Source organism: Hahella sp. HN01, assembly GCF_018986435.1.
Lineage (GTDB): Bacteria > Pseudomonadota > Gammaproteobacteria > Pseudomonadales > Oleiphilaceae > Hahella.
The window spans coordinates 36694-51875 of sequence record NZ_JAHMIN010000013.1; the positions used below are offsets into that span (position 1 = coordinate 36694).

Genomic DNA, 15182 nt, shown 5'->3' on the forward strand with positions numbered 1-15182 from the left:
CATTAGTTTGATTGAGTGGATGGGCATTCAGTTGCATTTTTCGGCGTGAATAAAAATGGATCTTTTCCCTTTGTAGAAAGCAATCTCAAAGTGAATTTTATAGTTTTCATAAACACGGTCCTGAATCCATCCTTGCGCCTGCTCTAAATTAGCTTCCACATAGTCTGGTAACAGGATAAATGAGAACAGGTTCTGAGCCTGTAAATCGTCAAGATCGTTCCAGGCGTCTATCCAAAGTTGTTCTTGCTGGCTACTTGAAAGCGTCATATTCACGGTCAGTTAAAATTTAAGCATTTCGCATGCGCGTTTGCGCACTTGACTATATTGCTCATTCTCATGAATTCACTAAGAAATATTGTAATTCTACTCAGCCACAACTTTTAAAATCAATTTCTGCACTGTCTGTCCTGTTTAATTGCCTCTACCTTGCCAATCATAATATTCCGTAGTTTAAAACGGACGGCTACGGCGTAGGCTGGCGCGGTTCATCCAAAGACTTTAGGTATCCCCCTTGTTTCAGGTGTAGATCGTCGCCATCCCAACCGGCGTACTGGGTATTATCTGAAGGATCGAAAGCAATAACGCCAACCAGCTCTAAGCGCCCGTCGTACCAGATTGTGGAATCGTGCTCGTAATAAATTTTCCCAAGATAGATGCGGTCATTGGGATTGCTATCATCTTTTACGCTTACAAAAACGCCGCCATCCGCACCTCCCGCCCATATGGTTCCTGCAGGGCCTTCCTTGTCCGGCTCAGGCCCAAATTCAACAGAACATCCGGCTAGTGAAAGTAAAAGAGTTAAAAGTAGATATCTCATGTTTTTGTATGTGTCCTGTGCAACCGATGTGCATCAATCCAGGCTAAAATTTTCGCAGCTTTTTCTGACTCAGCGGCGGCTCGGAGCACCCTCGGGTGCTGATAGTGGCCACATACCCACAATGTGGCAGGGCTTGTAAAACGCTCGAATATAGACACTGTAATACCAACTCCAATTCGACCGCGATGACTGATTAATCTCTGTTCACAGTGATATTGATGGGCTTATGCTCGTCAACGAGTGTGGCTATGATAACACCTAACAAAATAATCATAAGGATGCTAGGCAGCATCCCACAGAAAGGCGTTAGCTGAATAATACGGAGCATTGAATATGAAACACGAAGATCGACAGCCTATATTCTTAGCGCCAGGCCAAGGCCGTTCGTACTCTATGGGGCCTATTTCAGCCATATTCAAAGCGGATGGCGAGGAGTCTGCAGGAGCTTATTCAATATCCGAATGGTGGTTAGAGCCATACTCAAAAGGACCGGGGGCTCATAGCCACAATGAAGATGACATATTTTTTGTTATAGAAGGAACAATGAGCTTTCTCATTGGCGAAGCATGGACGGAAGCGCCAAAAGGCAGTTTTGTTCTCGCCCCCAGTGGCGTCACTCACGACTTTGAGAATCGAAGCGCGTCCCGCGCAGGCGTTTTAAACATATCAACCCCGGGCAACTTCGAACAACATATGCCTCAAATTGTTTCCTGGTTTGAGCAACACCCTCCGGGTAAAACTGGCGGTAGTTGACCCTTTGCTCCCACGACACAGCAGTTTACGCAGTTTGCTGTGTATGTACGACGTTATACGAACATATGAACGCAATAGAATTTAGAGAAAATTTTAGAGAATTCCTAAAAAATGATGAGCGCTATAAGAAGTTTGTCGCGATTATCAACAGAGGGAGAGATAGCCGGCTTCTATTCTGGCAGGAGCGCGCCATTGAGCAGTTCTGCGAAAAGCATGCTCTGGAAATACCTTCGTTTGAAGTGCTGCAAGAAATCTTCAGTGTATGTGAGTTACACGGTAATACACTGGAACATGGAAAAGCTAAGGTGTTTTGTGGCCATATTGATTACTCCCCGGATTACATAAAAGCATGCGCAAAACTGTTCCCTAATAGTTATATGTCATCGGTGAATGGGCCAGAAGAAATGTAAGGCGAGAACTATGATATTTATTTCTGCAAAGCATGCAGGGAAGCGGAACAGCAATGGAGAGATGAGCATGCATGGCAAGGCTAATCTGCATTAGAGAATTAGCCGATCTGAAATAGCAACTGTAGTAAAAATGCAGTGCTCGTAGTTCTAGGCATCGGCTTGGTTGAGGGAACGGAGCGACAAAGTGGACGATAACATTATAGGCTTGCTTGAGAGTTTGGTTGTACTTCTTGTCAACTCAAAGTTTTCTGAAATAGTCGCCAGGAATGAAAATGGTCGTCTTTCACAATCTGAGATAGAAGCAGCATTACGAGAGTATCCCGGGCTAATAAGTTTGCCTCCAGAGTCCGCTTATAGTTCAGTATGTGTTTACGATATATATGATGATGTTACGGAAGCTCGAAGGATTGAGTTTGATTTGTGGTATGACGGTGAAGTCAGTGATTTAAATTTGTCTGCAGAAATCAAAAAGAATTCGTCAGGGGAGCTTGTAATAACCATAGAGGATATACATGTTTTGTAGATGCCTTGGTGACAATCGCTACTACTCATGTATAGAGAAAGGGTGTTTTAGTGGGGCGCTGAATCAGAGTCGATTGAGGGCGCAGCCGAATGTGTATTCGGCGTCGATAATTGCGGAGTTGTGATGAGAGAAAGTTTGAGGAAGAAGATCATTGATGTCTGTGATCAGAAAATTGCGGCTAAAGGCGTCAATGTTGGTGTGTCGTTTTATGCTTTTTTCGCCAATAAAAATGATGACCCTGAGTTGCTAATGGAAGCCGCTGAATGGTGGATTTTAACCAATAAACTGGACCACTTCGAAAAGGCGGTAAAAATAAAGGACCTGGTTCAACAGGGTGCGTGAAATACATCTCATTCCCTTGGTTCATCGAAATAGTATGAGCTGTTCCAGTTGCTTGCCTTGTTGAATCTGCATCTTGCAGGAGAAGTAGAAAGAGTGGCGTCTTTTATCTCCTGGTGTACAAGGAAGGTCGCCACCCTTACCGATAGCTCGAAATCGAGGCGGCTAGCCTCTTCAACCATATTTCTTCAAGTCTGTCAGGCGACATGGGCGAAGAACGCGCCAATAAGGCCAGCTTGATAAAAGGGAATAGGGGTTGTAAAACCGCCCGCTTTGATGATGGCCGCGATTGTGTCTGTCGGCAGTACGGCGACGTCCTGACTATAGGCGGCTTTCATCCGCTGAATATCCCCTTGCGATACCGCTGCGTTCGCCATCAGCCGCAGCCACAAATTTAACTGCCCCTCGTAGATTTCGCTGTGGGTATCTGCGACTAAATCGGCGCTAACGAGAAGCCCCTCAGGTTTGAGTCTGTCGGCGATATGGCGGAAAAACTCACTTCGGGCCTGTTGATCCAATATGAATTGGGAAACCAGCAGACTGGTGGCGCCATCAAACTTTTCTTCACTGGGAAGTGTCTCCACATAGCCCTGATAAAAGTCGCACCTGGATGTAAAACCCGCCAGTTCAACGGCTTTGCGGCACTGATTCAGCATCTCGCCAGACGGCTCAACGGCGGTAAAACGCCACTCTGGGAAGTGCTTGGCCAGGTGCAGCATTTCTTTACCTGTGCCTGCGCCCACGCACAGGATGTGGGCTCTTGTTGGCAGGACGCCAAGAATGGTCTCCATGAAGAAATACAGCCCATTGTTAATCGGCGACATCCGTCGCCACTGCGTGTCGTAGTTTGGCGCCTGTTGGTCGAATAGCTGTGTCAGTTGCTGTTTATCCATTTGGGGTCGCTCGCTTTGCTGAATGTGTGTGCTCATTTTTACGTAACTGTAAATGTTACATATATTGGATGCGCGAGACAATTGATGTAACGTTAAAAGTTGCGTGATAGGATTGGGCGTCTATTACACGAGATGCAAGATGAGAAAAGACAGTCGTTTATCCCGAGTGTTGCACGTGCTGATTCACCTGGCCGCCAGCGACAAACCTATGACTTCAGGGCAGATTGCTGAGATGCTGTCGACCAACCCAGTCGTGGTGCGCCGCACCATGGGCATGTTGCGAGTGCAGGGATATGTTGATTCCGCCAAAGGCCACAGCGGCGGCTGGACGTTGATAAAACCGCTGAACGAAATCACCTTGCTTGACGTGCATAATGCGCTTGGCGAGCCGACCCTGTTTACGCTGGGCCTCACCGACGAACACTCAAACTGCTTTATTGAACATGCAATCAATGAAGTGCTAAAAACCGCCATGGACGACGCGGAAAAGAAACTACTGAGTCGATTTGGCGAGATTACGCTAGATGCCCTGGCGAAACGTTCTTGATGGTGGAGGGCGCTACAAACTGGGATTAAATAATGAACTACATCCAAAAGGGAGTTCCAGAAGTTAACTTTTACACCAGCATGAAGGACATTGCTGGTTGGCTTGAAATTGAACTGAGAGATTATGACTGGCACATATCCGATATAGACGGTGGGTGGTGTGGGATCGTCGACCCGAGTTGGGTGCTGGGCGAAGAGTTTACAGCAAAGATTGAAGAGTTCGATTACCAGTTTGTCTGGGCTGTTATATCTGCATTTCCGAAGGGAACGGAAGCCTTCACATCAAGCCTGCCTTATGTCGAGGATAACCCTGCGCTCTGGGAAGGCGCGCCCTGTACCCAGCTAGACGGCGCTTTGTTTGAAATCGTATGTTGGGACAGTAGCGCAACACTATTTATCGGCCTCTCTGAAGAGTTAAGCCGCAGACTGTTGGCTAATGCGCCAGGCATAAAAGACTTGGATAAAGAAAATGAGCGGAGAGGCGCGGATAGCCGTTAAAAAGTCCCGAGAGTGAGCTAATCTATCGAAGAATACATGCATATCAACTACATCAGCCAGGGAGTGCAATGATTCCTGAGGAAAAGCTACCAAATCTCTTTGATGTTCTTTGCAAGGGGAAATACGAGTCAGCGAGACCTACCGAATGCAGTATTGAGCGTATTAACTCCCACTTTGGAATGAATTTTCCTGTATCACTCGTTCGTTTTATGCAAGCGAGCAAATACTATGCGGAGCAGTTCTGTCTTTTTGATGAGAGTTATCAGTCCTACTTTCATATCATTCGGACAAATAGTCTTTATAAGAATATTCGCAGAAGACGACATGGACGATGGCGTTATGTGATGCCAAGGAGCTTTGTGCTCATCAAATCCAACCCGGACGACCGACATTTAGCGCTAGACACGTCAAAGTATAATCCTGTAACTGGCGAATTTGGGCTGCAGTACTGGTTTCCGGGTTATGAGAAGGAGTTTGGCGACTCATATCCGGACTTCAATACCTATATGAAATCATTGATTGAATACTTACTTCGAGAAGCTGATGAAGTAAGGTTGGCCGCCTGCGAAGCTATTCTTGCTGCGCTATGACCTTATGAAGCAGTGAATCAGTCATCCGTCCTTAAGCTGCATTATTGATAGCGTCGTTTGTGGCTATGTTTCTATTCGCTGCGGCTGTGCAGGTCCAGGAAAAAGTTTGGAGGAGAGATAATGGGTGGCGTATCGACTGAGATATATTTTGAGCATGATAATCCAGTAGTTGCAGAAGTGCTTAACCAAATACTCGACTGGCGGTTTACTGGGAAGAACTCAGAGGTAGAGGCAATGCTAGGCGAGTTTAACCCGGAGATTGTCGACCTAATCAGAGCGCCTCATTACGGGCGCGAAAATTTGGAGTGGCTGGACGATTATCCAGATATAAAAAAGAGCGCCGAACACTTATTGCATTTTGATGAGTTAGATAAGGATTACCGGCTCTGGTTGGATGACTTCTATAGTTACAGATAAGCCTTTGGAAGTGGCAGTGTGAGCAAGAAAAGGAAAGGGTATGAAATATTTGTGGAAAGTAACGTTTATGTGGGGCCTTTCCTGGTGGCTATCCTAAAACTGGCTGGAGCAACCAAGGTGAAACTGAAACAAGACTCACTCGATTGGCATGGCTGAACAGAAGCGTTTCTAGTTGTCACGCCTTCGACTGTAGATTTGGCGAGTTGGGTCGGAGCAGGTCTGTACTAAAGACCTTTTGTCCCTAACACACCTCAAACCCCAACGGCGGCGTTTCTCCCTCCACTTGTTCAGTTTTGACCTCAGTGACGATGGCGGCTTCGGGGCCTTCGTGGAGCCAGTCTATGAGTTGGTTGACGGATTCGGCGTCGCCGTAGGCGAGTACTTCGACGCGGCCGTCCGGCAGGTTTTTGGCGTAGCCGAGTATGTGGAGGCGTTCGGCGACTTGGCGGGTGGAGTTGCGGTACCAGACTCCCTGCACTTTGCCGCTGACCCAGGCGCGGATGTGTTGTTTGTCCTGCATTCTTTTCTCCTTTGCTTGCTCTTGCTGCGTTGGTTCCGCTTACTTTGCTCACTGCGTTCTTTTTACCCATGTACGCCTGGGTGTAGAACGATTTTTTGGCTCACTTCACTGCTTTCAGACGACATATAGGCCGTTTTTTAGTCGCCAAGCTTATCTGTCGGCGCTAAAGAGCGCATACTTCTGACAGGTTTATCACTATATTTAGTAAAAAGCGCTTTTAGAGGCTTAAATTATAATAGATACGGCTGCTGCTCCCCGGGATTCTTTATGGGATCGTCGGGGAGGCGGGCGGCTTGGTTTTAATGAAGGCGTTGGGCGATATGGAAACAGGAAAACTGCTGATCGCGCTCTGTGGGGATACGCATCCGGCGATTCTTGAAGAGTTCGGTAATTTTGATGGTTGGTTTATTGATGTTTTCGACAAAATGGGGATCTCCACTCATTTGTGGAATACCCATATGTACCATGACGCGCCGGAAGGAAATTTTATTGGCTGCGTCGTCACCGGTTCGCCGGCGATGGTGACGGACCGGGCGCAATGGTCGGAAGATCTGGGGCGCTGGATGCGGCTGGCGATAGAGCAAGGTCTGCCGCTGTTGGGAGTGTGCTACGGTCACCAGTTACTGGCTGACGCTTTGGGTGGCGCGGTGGACTACCAACCAGACGGACGAGAAATCGGCTCCCTGCTGATCACCAACCATGCTTCAGACGGCGATGATTACATCTTCTCGCGATTGCCTCACACCTTTCACGCCCATCTGACTCACGCTCAGTCCGTATTGACCCTGCCGGAAGGGGCGGTGAATCTGGCCAGCAGCGGGCGGGTGAAACATCAGGCGTTCCGCTATGGCGATCGCACCTGGGGCGTGCAGTTTCATCCTGAATTTACCTGTCCCATCATGTCCGCTTATTTATCGGTATACCGGGATCAAATTCCAGCCGGGCAGCGGTTGCAATTGGAGGCGCATTTACAGGATTGTTTTGACGCCCAGAGAGTGCTGGAAATATTCGCGGAAGGGTGTTTGCGCGGCTTTGCGTAGACTCATCCTGAGCCTTTCGAGTTCACTACGCGGAGGTCGCGTTTACCACCAATACTTACCGAACCTCTCTGGATTCGCCCAGTTTTCCGCATTGTTCCAGGCCCGTTTGGGGTTGTAATCCGTGATGGAGTAAGCGTAAACCGCCAGCGCCCGATCGTGGTCGGTAAACATCTCCAGACGGCGAAACCCCAATGCGATCAAGTGATTAAAGTCCCACTCAGGCGACTGATTATGATCTATAGTCGCCAGCACATTGGGGATCAGCAGATTGCGCGGGGCAGCCAGAAGTGCTTGTCCCGCCTGGAAGGGAAGTTTCTCCACCGCATCGCTGATGATGGCGGCTTCAGGGCGGCTATCGGCGCCAGCAATCTCCTCTATCGTAGCGGCGCAGGTCACATTCACCTGCCTGTCTTCACTGTATCTGCTCAAAGCGGGCGGCTGAGCCGGACCGATGTTCAGAACGCAAGTCGGAGACATGACGGACAGCCAGTCAAACAGCAGGTCATTTGGCGAATTGGCCACGTTGATTCAACCTATGGTGCAGCGAGTATGGATAGTGGAGCGCATACAAAAAAAGCGCTGATCCATCAGCGCTACTGTTACTTGGTATCTGCAAGTATTTAAGCAGGGTAAACGAAGAAATGAAATGAAAAAGACTCTGAATTGCTTCAGACAATTAGAGTGTAGTAAAGCCTATGCTGGCGCGTTAGACGGATTATCCATTAAACTCGGAAGCGTATTTTCGAAATGCGATAACAAACTAGAAAACGCTTTTATTCGATAGCGCAACCCAATGAAACTCGGAGAAATATATGCACAGTAGAACTCTGTCAAAAATAGGCGTGGCATTGTTCACATTCTGCTTCAGTTTGTTTGTTCAAGCGGAAGCGCCTCTTACCGGAGACCTCATCGATCGCTGGATCAAGTCCCAGAAAGCCGTGCAGGAGTGGGGCGACAAGCATGAAGAAGAGTTGTCCAAATACGAAAAAGACAACGAAATGATCCCCACCAATATCGACGACATTGTCGCTCCACTGAAAGCCTCAGGATTGTACGGTCAGGTTGAGGATATTGTAGAAGGCTACGGTTTCTCCACGCCGGAAGAATGGGCGAGCACTGCGCTGCGTATTTTCGGCGCCTATGCGGCGATTGAGATGCAGGGGCAGCAAGTCGATATGGACGCCATGAGGCAACAATTGGCGGAGCTGGAAAAGAATCCGAATATCAGCGCGGAACAGAAGAAAATGATGCGCGATATGATGCAACAAGGGCTGGCGATGATGGAGAAATTCAAGAACGCGCCGCCTGAAGACGTCGAAGCGGTCAAGCCGCATATGAGCAAGCTGCGTAAAGTGATGGAAGAAAGCGGCGGCGGTCTGGACGACTGATCCTCGCTTGACTCCAAGGCTCTTAAAGGACTGCAGCTTACGGCTGCAGTCTTTCAACTTCCCAATTCTCACCGACCATCTTATACATAAAGCGATCGTGCAAACGGTTCGCGCGGCCTTGCCAGAATTCAATCGTCACCGGTCTTACCCGATAACCGCCCCAAAATGAGGGCAGTGGCACTTCGCCTTGCTTAAAGCGGTTTTTCATCTGCTCGAACGCCTGCTCCAGTAACTTGCGCGAGCCAATCGCCTGGCTTTGCTGTGACGCCCATGCTGCGACCTGGGATTCGTGAGGACGGCTCAGAAAGTAGCGGGTGGCTTCAGCGATGGAAAGCTTTTCCGCCACGCCGGTGACGCAGATCTGACGCTCCATCGGCAACCACGCGAAATGCAGGCTGACATTGGCGTTTTCCGCGATATTCTGCGCCTTGCGGCTACCCAGATTGGTGTAAAACACGAATCCGGAGGCATCCAGGTTTTTCAGCAATACGATGCGTTGGCTGGGAACGCCCTGCGCATTGACCGTCGCCAGGGACATGGCGGTAGGGTCGGCGTTCAGGTCGGCGTCAATCGCCATCTGCAACCAGTTTTTGAATTGAACAATGGGGTCGTCGGCCAGGTCTTTGCGGGACAGGCCGGAGTAGAGATACTCGCGTCTGATGTCGTCTAATTTCATGAGTGCTGCAATCCGGACAAGCTGATGATTTAGCGGATGATTCCGCCGACGGTTTGACTGATATTGTACGGCAATTCACGCCGATTCGCTCACCGCAGAAGCTGCGTAATCGTCTAAGGTCGAATAAGTCTGAGATGAGAGAGCGGGATGGGCGAGAGATAAAAACTTGTCTGGATAAAAAACTGAGCGAGAAAGTCGAAGTTGGGGCGATACCGCTGAATTCGCCCGTGACGGATCAGGCCGCCTGGGAATGATCCAGACCGAAACTTTCAGTCAGGCCGCGATAGCCCAGTTCCCGTTCGATGGACTGCAGGAAATCAAGCGAATCACGCAGGCTGTCTTCATCGGAGGCATCGAAATTCATTGTGATCAGCTCTTCGAGCCGCATGAGTTCGATGTCAGAAAAACTCTCCAATTGTTGTTGATTATGCATGTGGTAATCCCTCACTAAGGTTGCAGTTTTATTGTGGAGATAGCAGGTTTCATTTTGATTGCGCGCGTGATGAGGCGACTTGACGCTGATCATTAAATGAACTCCTGCCGGAAGCCTTCATTTATTAATCGCTAACTGCGGACTACTAGCTCCGATACTGCTCGTTATTCCGTTACTGCAGGGTAATAACATAGGAAAAAATTGAGGGAAACGCCAACGCTGATTTTACAGTGGGATGGAAGATGTTATCGAAGTTGGCTTATGAGGGCTGTCGGGGAAAGTGCGTCCGTGGGTAATTACCGACACGGACGCAGAGAATCGCTCATTATCAGAAAGCGGAAGCTACCGCGGCGACGCCTGTGGCGATTGCGCCAGCGCCAAGGGTTTTGCGGGTAGCGTTGGTTTTTTCATAACGTTTGGCCAGCGCCGCAACGCCCCAGCCAACCAGCTGAATCATCGCCGTCGCCAGAATGAATCCGCTGACGTAGCTGAATGAATCTGCGCCAGCGGGTTGCTCGGCGACATGGGCGTAGCCATGGAAAACTGCGAATAAAGCCACCAGCGGCGCCGCAGCGAGAGTTAACATTCGGCTGTTTCCCGCCACCAGCAGCGCAGCGCCAAGGACGAACAAAGAAGCGGTGATCATGGCTTCAGGAATCGGCAGGCTAACGCTTGAGGCCGCCAGCAGGCCGCCGGTCAGCATGGCGCCGAGAAACGCCAGCAACAGACGCGCTTTCTGGCCGGTTTTCCACGCCAGGAAGCCCACGCCCAACATGGCGACGAGGTGATCCAGGCCGAACATGGGGTGAGTCAATCCAGAGAAAAATCCGCCGACGACGCCGTGTCCCGGATGGGCGACTGCGGCCATCGAGGCGCCCAGGCCAGTGGTAAGTAGTAGAAATTGAGCTTTGGAGAATCGCATTAATCTGCTCCCTTGTTGGAAATGAGTGCTGTGTCGTCGTCCGCTGGGGACGCTAAGCCGCTTGCAGCATACCTTGGTCAATAATAAAACTGATGATGTCCTGCAGGCCTTCGCCGGTCTTCATATTACTGAAAATAAAGGGTTTGTCACCGCGCATTTTCCTGGCGTCGCGATCCATGACCTCCAATGAAGCGCCTACGATTGGCGCCAGATCGGTCTTGTTGATGATCAATAAGTCAGACTTGGTGATGCCTGGGCCGCCTTTGCGGGGAATTTTATCGCCAGCGGAAACATCGATGACATACAGGGTCAGGTCGGACAGCTCCGGGCTGAAAGTGGCGCTCAGGTTATCGCCGCCGCTTTCCACCAACACCAGATCGAGCCCGGGATGGCGCGCCGTCAGGGTGTCGATGGCGGCGAGGTTCATGGAGGCGTCCTCCCGAATGGCGGTATGAGGACAACCGCCGGTTTCCACACCGATGATGCGATCTTCGGTGAGCGCCTGATTGCGGATCAGAAACTGGGCGTCTTCTTCCGTATAGATATCGTTGGTGACCACGGCGATATTAAAGCGTTCCCGCAGCTCCTGGCACAGACGGGCCACCAGCGCTGTTTTGCCGGAACCCACCGGGCCGCCGATGCCGACGCGCAAAGTTTGTGTGCTCATAAAAGCGTTACCTCCAGATGATGTTTATTGTCCTGCGCGCCTGTTCAGGATCGGAACAGGCGCGAGTATTGCGTTTCGTGTTGGGCGCAGGCCATGGCCCAGCCGGGCAGGGACGCGCCGAAATTTTCTTCTTTTATCTGCGTTGCGGCTGCAACCGTCTCGGTCAGAATGGGCATCAGTCGCTGCAATATGCGCTGCGCCGCCGTCTGCGCCAGCGGCAGTGTTTTTCCCGCCACGGCGATCTGGTTTTCCAGCCAGCTCCACAGAAATCCCAGGGCGGCGTTCTCCGCATCAATGTCCCAATGCGCGCAGGCCAGCGTCCACAAACTCAGCAGGGACGCTGGTCGCTCCAGCCAGGGCTCCGCGCCGGGGGCGCCCAGGTCCCGCAGAAGCTTGGCCAGGGCTTTTCCCACATGGCGGTCTTCGTCCAGCAACTCCTGGGTTTCGCGAGCGGCGAGTAGCCAGGCGTTCCAGTAGGTGATTTGTTCGTGGTCATTGGCGCGCCAGGCCTGGAGCAGCTTGAACAACACTGGCAGATCGGTTTTCCCGAGTCCCTGGCTGATCACGCCCTGCAGCCAGTCGTGGATTTTTTCCGGCGTGTCGACGCCGCCGTGATCAATGGCCCATTCCAAGCCCTGTGAGTAGGCGAAGGCGCCTACTGGTAAGGCCGGGCTGGTCAGGTTCATGAGTTTCAGCAACGCTAAAGGCGGCATGGGCGGCAAGTCCTTTAATGCTCGTGAGGGTGCGAATGAAGGTGAACATGATCATGTGGATGTTCATGATCCGGAGCGTGAAAATGGTAGCGCTCTCTGGCGTCGTGGCGACTCTGATCGTGAGAGTGGTCGTGGCCATGATGATGACTGCTGTGTCCACCATGTCCGCTATGTCCACCATAGGCTCCGTTTTCAGGGTTGAATGGCGCGGATTCTCGCACGACTTCCAGTCCATACAGGCGGCACAGATCCTCCAGAACATGGTCCGGTTGGAAGCGCACCCAGAGCTCGCCAATCTGTAGCGGCGTATGTCGATTGCCCAGGTGATAGCAAATTTGCGCAAACTGACGCGCTTCGCTGGCCTGCGCGGTGGCGACGGTTTCCGGCGCGGCGCTGATGGCGTAGACGTTTCCGTTTTCCGCCAGCAGCAAGTCGCCGTCCAGCAGGGTTTTGCCGCGTTCCAGAAACAGCCCGACATCTTCTCCAGACTGGGTTTGGGCGCGCAAGCGGCCGCGTTTGCGTTCATCGTAAGTCAGACTGATGACGCCAGCGACGGCGGGCGTCTGTCCGGTCTCGATATAGCGTTCGGTGATGCGAATCATGCAGTGCCTCCGCTTTTTAGAAGAGAAAATAGCGCTGCGCCAGAGGCAACACCTTTGCAGGCTCACAGACCAGCAGTTCGCCATTGGCGCGCACTTCATAGGTTTGCGAATCCACTTCCATCTGCGGCGTCAGGTCGTTCAGCACCATGCTCTTTTTGGTGACGGTGCGGGTGTTGCGACAGGCGCTGAGTGGGGACTGCAAACCGAACAGCTCTTTCACTCCGTTATCCAGAGCGGCCTGGCAGACAAAGGTGAGGCGGGTCTGCTGCATGGCCTGACCGAAGGCGCCGAACATGGGGCGATAATGCACCGGCTGTGGCGTCGGAATGGAGGCGTTGGCGTCGCCCATGGGAGCGGCGGCGATCATTCCGCCTTTGATGATCAGGGAGGGTTTGGCCCCGAAGAAAGCTGGTCGCCATAAAATAATATCCGCAAGCTTGCCGGGCTCCAGCGATCCCACTTCGTGGGCGATGCCGTGGGCGATAGCGGGATTGATGGTGTATTTGGCGATGTAGCGTTTGGCGCGAAAGTTGTCGGCGCGCTCGGAGTCCTGCGCCAACGGGCCACGCTGCACTTTCATCTTATGCGCGGTCTGCCAGGTGCGGCAGACCACTTCGCCAACCCGGCCCATGGCCTGAGAGTCGGAGGAGATCATGCTGAATGCGCCAAGGTCGTGCAGGATGTCTTCCGCGGCGATGGTTTCCTTACGGATGCGGGAATCGGCGAAGGCGACGTCTTCTGGGATATCCGGGTCCAGATGGTGGCACACCATCAGCATGTCCAGATGCTCGTCCACCGTGTTGATGGTGTAAGGCCGGGTCGGATTAGTGGAGGAGGGCAGCACGTTCAGTTCGCCGCAGGCCTTGATAATGTCCGGCGCATGACCGCCGCCGGCGCCTTCGGTGTGATAGGTGTGAATGGTGCGCCCTTTGAACGCCGCCAGCGTATCCTCCACAAAACCAGACTCATTCAGCGTGTCGGTGTGAATGGCTACCTGCACATCGTACTTTTCAGCGATATTCAGACAGTTGTCGATGGAGGCCGGCGTGGTGCCCCAGTCTTCATGCAGCTTCAAGCCCATGGCGCCGGCGAGCATCTGCTCTTCCAGCGCCGCTGGCAGGCTGGCGTTGCCTTTGCCGAGAAAACCCAGGTTCATGGGGAAGGCGTCGGCCGCCTGCAGCATCTTGCCCATATGCCAGGGGCCGGGCGTGCAGGTGGTGGCGTTGGTGCCGGTGGCGGGACCGGTGCCGCCGCCCAGCATGGTAGTGACGCCGGACATCAACGCTTCTTCGATTTGCTGTGGACAGATGAAATGTATGTGGGCGTCGATGCCGCCGGCGGTGGCGATCATGCCTTCGCCGGCAATGACTTCGGTGCCTGGGCCAATAATAATGTCGATGTTGTCCTGAATATCCGGGTTACCCGCTTTGCCGATGGCGGCGATACGACCCTGCTTGAGCCCGATGTCCGCCTTGACGATGCCCCAGTGGTCAAGAATCAGCGCATTGGTGATGACGGTGTCCACCGCTTCTGTATTAGGACGTTGTGACTGTCCCATACCGTCACGGATAACCTTGCCGCCGCCGAATTTCACTTCGTGGCCGTAGGCGGCGTAATCTTTTTCCACTTCAATCCATAATTCGGTGTCGCCCAGGCGCACCCGGTCGCCTACGGTTGGCCCGAACATGTCGGCGTAGGCGGCTCTAGAAATCTTTGCCATGGTGATAAGTCCTGCTGTGTAACCTGTTTGCGTGCTGCCTTATTTTTGTCGCGCCGGGCGTTGTCATAAGTCGCCCATGACATCGCCGCGGAAACCGTAAACCTTGCGCTCGCCGCCCAGGGCGACCAACTCCACCGTGCGAGTTTGTCCGGGCTCAAAGCGTACGGCGGTTCCGGCGGCGATATTCAGGCGGAAGCCGCGCGCCTGCTCTCGAGGAAAGGACAGCGCCGGGTTGGTCTCAAAGAAGTGATAATGAGAACCCACTTGCACCGGCCGGTCGCCGGTATTGGTGACTTCCACGGTAATGGTTGGCAGGCCGGCGTTGATTTCGATATCGCCGGGGAGGGCGTCTATTTCTCCTGGAATCATGACTGGATCTCCATCAGCGATTAAGGGATAGGGTTGTGGACCGTGACCAGTTTGGTGCCGTCCGGGAAAGTGGCTTCCACCTGCACCTCTGGAATCATTTCCGGTATGCCGTCCATGACGTCTTCCCGCGTCAGCAGCGTGCGACCGTAAGCCATCAGCTCCGCTACGCTGCGGCCATCCCGGGCGCCTTCCACGATTTCCATGCTCAGGTAGGCCATCGCCTCCGGGTAATTCAGTTTCAATCCCCGCGCTTTACGACGCTCCGCCACCAGTGCGGCGGTGTACAGCAGCAGTTTGTCTTTTTCTCTAGGGGTGAGTTCCATCGTGAACTTCCTCTTTTATCTTG

Annotated in this window: 24 protein-coding genes; 10 read left to right on the forward strand and 14 right to left on the reverse strand. The window is 52.2% G+C overall.

What is annotated here, in order from left to right:
- Positions 1 to 27: 27 nt before the first annotated feature.
- Both KP814_RS14040 and KP814_RS14045 read right to left on the reverse strand, forming a co-directional pair.
- A complete protein-coding gene (locus tag KP814_RS14040; RefSeq protein WP_216737353.1) occupies positions 28 to 267 on the reverse strand; it encodes a hypothetical protein in 240 nt (79 codons plus the stop codon).
- A 196-nt stretch (positions 268 to 463) separates the two neighbouring features.
- On the reverse strand, positions 464 to 817 hold the full coding sequence (locus KP814_RS14045; RefSeq protein WP_216737354.1) for a hypothetical protein: 354 nt from the start codon (positions 815 to 817) through the stop codon (positions 464 to 466).
- 333 nt (positions 818 to 1150) lie between these two features.
- Here KP814_RS14045 and KP814_RS14050 point away from each other — a divergent pair, with 333 nt between their 5' ends.
- From KP814_RS14050 to KP814_RS14065, 4 genes are all read left to right on the forward strand, one after another.
- On the forward strand, positions 1151 to 1570 hold the full coding sequence (locus tag KP814_RS14050) for a cupin domain-containing protein (protein WP_216737355.1): 420 nt from the start codon (positions 1151 to 1153) through the stop codon (positions 1568 to 1570).
- A 65-nt stretch (positions 1571 to 1635) separates the two neighbouring features.
- Positions 1636 to 1980, forward strand: coding sequence for a hypothetical protein (locus tag KP814_RS14055; RefSeq protein ID WP_216737356.1), 345 nt, complete (start codon positions 1636 to 1638; stop codon positions 1978 to 1980).
- 184 nt (positions 1981 to 2164) lie between these two features.
- On the forward strand, positions 2165 to 2503 hold the full coding sequence (locus KP814_RS14060) for a hypothetical protein (RefSeq protein WP_216737357.1): 339 nt from the start codon (positions 2165 to 2167) through the stop codon (positions 2501 to 2503).
- A 123-nt stretch (positions 2504 to 2626) separates the two neighbouring features.
- Entirely contained in the window at positions 2627 to 2845 is a 219-nt protein-coding gene (locus KP814_RS14065) for a DUF6500 family protein (protein WP_216737358.1), read from the forward strand.
- A gap of 194 nt (positions 2846 to 3039) precedes the next feature.
- Here the strand turns inward: KP814_RS14065 and KP814_RS14070 are convergent, their stop codons facing one another.
- A complete protein-coding gene (locus tag KP814_RS14070) occupies positions 3040 to 3771 on the reverse strand; it encodes a class I SAM-dependent methyltransferase (RefSeq protein WP_253938373.1) in 732 nt (243 codons plus the stop codon).
- Between the two features lie 103 nt (positions 3772 to 3874).
- Here KP814_RS14070 and KP814_RS14075 point away from each other — a divergent pair, with 103 nt between their 5' ends.
- The 4 genes from KP814_RS14075 (at position 3875) to KP814_RS14090 (ending at position 5786) form a co-directional block, all read left to right on the forward strand.
- Positions 3875 to 4282 (forward strand): Rrf2 family transcriptional regulator, encoded by a 408-nt coding sequence (locus tag KP814_RS14075; RefSeq protein WP_216737359.1) that lies wholly within the window; start codon positions 3875 to 3877, stop codon positions 4280 to 4282.
- A 32-nt stretch (positions 4283 to 4314) separates the two neighbouring features.
- Positions 4315 to 4779 carry a hypothetical protein gene (locus KP814_RS14080; RefSeq protein ID WP_216737360.1) on the forward strand — a complete coding sequence of 155 codons (465 nt, stop codon included), beginning with the start codon at positions 4315 to 4317 and terminating at the stop codon, positions 4777 to 4779.
- A gap of 68 nt (positions 4780 to 4847) precedes the next feature.
- Entirely contained in the window at positions 4848 to 5369 is a 522-nt protein-coding gene (locus tag KP814_RS14085; protein ID WP_216737361.1) for a hypothetical protein, read from the forward strand.
- A 120-nt stretch (positions 5370 to 5489) separates the two neighbouring features.
- Positions 5490 to 5786, forward strand: coding sequence for a hypothetical protein (locus KP814_RS14090; RefSeq protein ID WP_216737362.1), 297 nt, complete (start codon positions 5490 to 5492; stop codon positions 5784 to 5786).
- A gap of 241 nt (positions 5787 to 6027) precedes the next feature.
- On the opposite strand, the gene KP814_RS14095 is transcribed toward KP814_RS14090, so the two are convergent.
- Entirely contained in the window at positions 6028 to 6306 is a 279-nt protein-coding gene (locus tag KP814_RS14095; RefSeq protein WP_216737363.1) for an acylphosphatase, read from the reverse strand.
- A gap of 320 nt (positions 6307 to 6626) precedes the next feature.
- Here KP814_RS14095 and KP814_RS14100 point away from each other — a divergent pair, with 320 nt between their 5' ends.
- A complete protein-coding gene (locus tag KP814_RS14100) occupies positions 6627 to 7346 on the forward strand; it encodes a glutamine amidotransferase (protein WP_253938374.1) in 720 nt (239 codons plus the stop codon).
- A gap of 42 nt (positions 7347 to 7388) precedes the next feature.
- Here the strand turns inward: KP814_RS14100 and KP814_RS14105 are convergent, their stop codons facing one another.
- Positions 7389 to 7868 carry a DUF6231 family protein gene (locus KP814_RS14105; RefSeq protein WP_216737364.1) on the reverse strand — a complete coding sequence of 160 codons (480 nt, stop codon included), beginning with the start codon at positions 7866 to 7868 and terminating at the stop codon, positions 7389 to 7391.
- 290 nt (positions 7869 to 8158) lie between these two features.
- Here KP814_RS14105 and KP814_RS14110 point away from each other — a divergent pair, with 290 nt between their 5' ends.
- Positions 8159 to 8734 carry a hypothetical protein gene (locus tag KP814_RS14110; protein WP_216737365.1) on the forward strand — a complete coding sequence of 192 codons (576 nt, stop codon included), beginning with the start codon at positions 8159 to 8161 and terminating at the stop codon, positions 8732 to 8734.
- Between the two features lie 37 nt (positions 8735 to 8771).
- On the opposite strand, the gene pdxH is transcribed toward KP814_RS14110, so the two are convergent.
- The 9 genes from pdxH to ureA form a co-directional block, all read right to left on the reverse strand.
- Positions 8772 to 9410 carry a pyridoxamine 5'-phosphate oxidase gene (gene pdxH / locus KP814_RS14115; protein ID WP_127972217.1) on the reverse strand — a complete coding sequence of 213 codons (639 nt, stop codon included), beginning with the start codon at positions 9408 to 9410 and terminating at the stop codon, positions 8772 to 8774.
- Positions 9411 to 9645: 235 nt separating this feature from the next.
- Complete coding sequence (locus KP814_RS14120) at positions 9646 to 9936, reverse strand: hypothetical protein (protein ID WP_216737366.1); 291 nt, start codon at positions 9934 to 9936, stop codon at positions 9646 to 9648.
- A gap of 235 nt (positions 9937 to 10171) precedes the next feature.
- Positions 10172 to 10765 (reverse strand): HupE/UreJ family protein, encoded by a 594-nt coding sequence (locus KP814_RS14125; protein WP_216737367.1) that lies wholly within the window; start codon positions 10763 to 10765, stop codon positions 10172 to 10174.
- Positions 10766 to 10817: 52 nt separating this feature from the next.
- Positions 10818 to 11432, reverse strand: coding sequence for an urease accessory protein UreG (gene ureG / locus KP814_RS14130; protein WP_127972211.1), 615 nt, complete (start codon positions 11430 to 11432; stop codon positions 10818 to 10820).
- Between the two features lie 44 nt (positions 11433 to 11476).
- Positions 11477 to 12145 carry an urease accessory protein UreF gene (locus KP814_RS14135; RefSeq protein WP_216737368.1) on the reverse strand — a complete coding sequence of 223 codons (669 nt, stop codon included), beginning with the start codon at positions 12143 to 12145 and terminating at the stop codon, positions 11477 to 11479.
- A gap of 14 nt (positions 12146 to 12159) precedes the next feature.
- Positions 12160 to 12747: an urease accessory protein UreE gene (gene ureE, locus KP814_RS14140; protein WP_216737369.1), complete on the reverse strand. Its 588-nt coding sequence runs from the start codon at positions 12745 to 12747 to the stop codon at positions 12160 to 12162.
- Between the two features lie 16 nt (positions 12748 to 12763).
- On the reverse strand, positions 12764 to 14467 hold the full coding sequence (ureC, locus tag KP814_RS14145) for an urease subunit alpha (protein WP_216737370.1): 1704 nt from the start codon (positions 14465 to 14467) through the stop codon (positions 12764 to 12766).
- A gap of 63 nt (positions 14468 to 14530) precedes the next feature.
- The gene (locus tag KP814_RS14150; protein WP_216737371.1) at positions 14531 to 14836 is read right to left on the reverse strand and encodes an urease subunit beta; all 306 of its coding nucleotides are present in this window, start codon (positions 14834 to 14836) and stop codon (positions 14531 to 14533) included.
- 20 nt (positions 14837 to 14856) lie between these two features.
- Entirely contained in the window at positions 14857 to 15159 is a 303-nt protein-coding gene (gene ureA, locus KP814_RS14155; RefSeq protein WP_216737372.1) for an urease subunit gamma, read from the reverse strand.
- Positions 15160 to 15182 lie beyond the last annotated feature (23 nt).

Bases quoted from the DNA above. Each gene is read 5' to 3' on its own strand.
- KP814_RS14040 (WP_216737353.1), bottom strand. From the start codon at position 267: ATGACGCTTTCAAGTAGCCAGCAAGAACAACTTTGGATAGACGCCTGG.
- KP814_RS14045 (WP_216737354.1), bottom strand. From the start codon at position 817: ATGAGATATCTACTTTTAACTCTTTTACTTTCACTAGCCGGATGTTCT.
- KP814_RS14050 (WP_216737355.1), top strand. From the start codon at position 1,151: ATGAAACACGAAGATCGACAGCCTATATTCTTAGCGCCAGGCCAAGGC.
- KP814_RS14055 (WP_216737356.1), top strand. From the start codon at position 1,636: ATGAACGCAATAGAATTTAGAGAAAATTTTAGAGAATTCCTAAAAAAT.
- KP814_RS14065 (WP_216737358.1), top strand. From the start codon at position 2,627: ATGAGAGAAAGTTTGAGGAAGAAGATCATTGATGTCTGTGATCAGAAA.
- KP814_RS14070 (WP_253938373.1), bottom strand. From the start codon at position 3,771: ATGAGCACACACATTCAGCAAAGCGAGCGACCCCAAATGGATAAACAG.
- KP814_RS14075 (WP_216737359.1), top strand. From the start codon at position 3,875: ATGAGAAAAGACAGTCGTTTATCCCGAGTGTTGCACGTGCTGATTCAC.
- KP814_RS14080 (WP_216737360.1), top strand. From the start codon at position 4,315: ATGAACTACATCCAAAAGGGAGTTCCAGAAGTTAACTTTTACACCAGC.
- KP814_RS14085 (WP_216737361.1), top strand. From the start codon at position 4,848: ATGATTCCTGAGGAAAAGCTACCAAATCTCTTTGATGTTCTTTGCAAG.
- KP814_RS14090 (WP_216737362.1), top strand. From the start codon at position 5,490: ATGGGTGGCGTATCGACTGAGATATATTTTGAGCATGATAATCCAGTA.
- KP814_RS14095 (WP_216737363.1), bottom strand. From the start codon at position 6,306: ATGCAGGACAAACAACACATCCGCGCCTGGGTCAGCGGCAAAGTGCAG.
- KP814_RS14100 (WP_253938374.1), top strand. From the start codon at position 6,627: ATGGAAACAGGAAAACTGCTGATCGCGCTCTGTGGGGATACGCATCCG.
- KP814_RS14110 (WP_216737365.1), top strand. From the start codon at position 8,159: ATGCACAGTAGAACTCTGTCAAAAATAGGCGTGGCATTGTTCACATTC.
- pdxH (WP_127972217.1), bottom strand. From the start codon at position 9,410: ATGAAATTAGACGACATCAGACGCGAGTATCTCTACTCCGGCCTGTCC.
- KP814_RS14120 (WP_216737366.1), bottom strand. From the start codon at position 9,936: ATGATCAGCGTCAAGTCGCCTCATCACGCGCGCAATCAAAATGAAACC.
- KP814_RS14125 (WP_216737367.1), bottom strand. From the start codon at position 10,765: ATGCGATTCTCCAAAGCTCAATTTCTACTACTTACCACTGGCCTGGGC.
- ureG (WP_127972211.1), bottom strand. From the start codon at position 11,432: ATGAGCACACAAACTTTGCGCGTCGGCATCGGCGGCCCGGTGGGTTCC.
- KP814_RS14135 (WP_216737368.1), bottom strand. From the start codon at position 12,145: ATGCCGCCTTTAGCGTTGCTGAAACTCATGAACCTGACCAGCCCGGCC.
- ureE (WP_216737369.1), bottom strand. From the start codon at position 12,747: ATGATTCGCATCACCGAACGCTATATCGAGACCGGACAGACGCCCGCC.
- ureC (WP_216737370.1), bottom strand. From the start codon at position 14,467: ATGGCAAAGATTTCTAGAGCCGCCTACGCCGACATGTTCGGGCCAACC.
- KP814_RS14150 (WP_216737371.1), bottom strand. From the start codon at position 14,836: ATGATTCCAGGAGAAATAGACGCCCTCCCCGGCGATATCGAAATCAAC.
- ureA (WP_216737372.1), bottom strand. From the start codon at position 15,159: ATGGAACTCACCCCTAGAGAAAAAGACAAACTGCTGCTGTACACCGCC.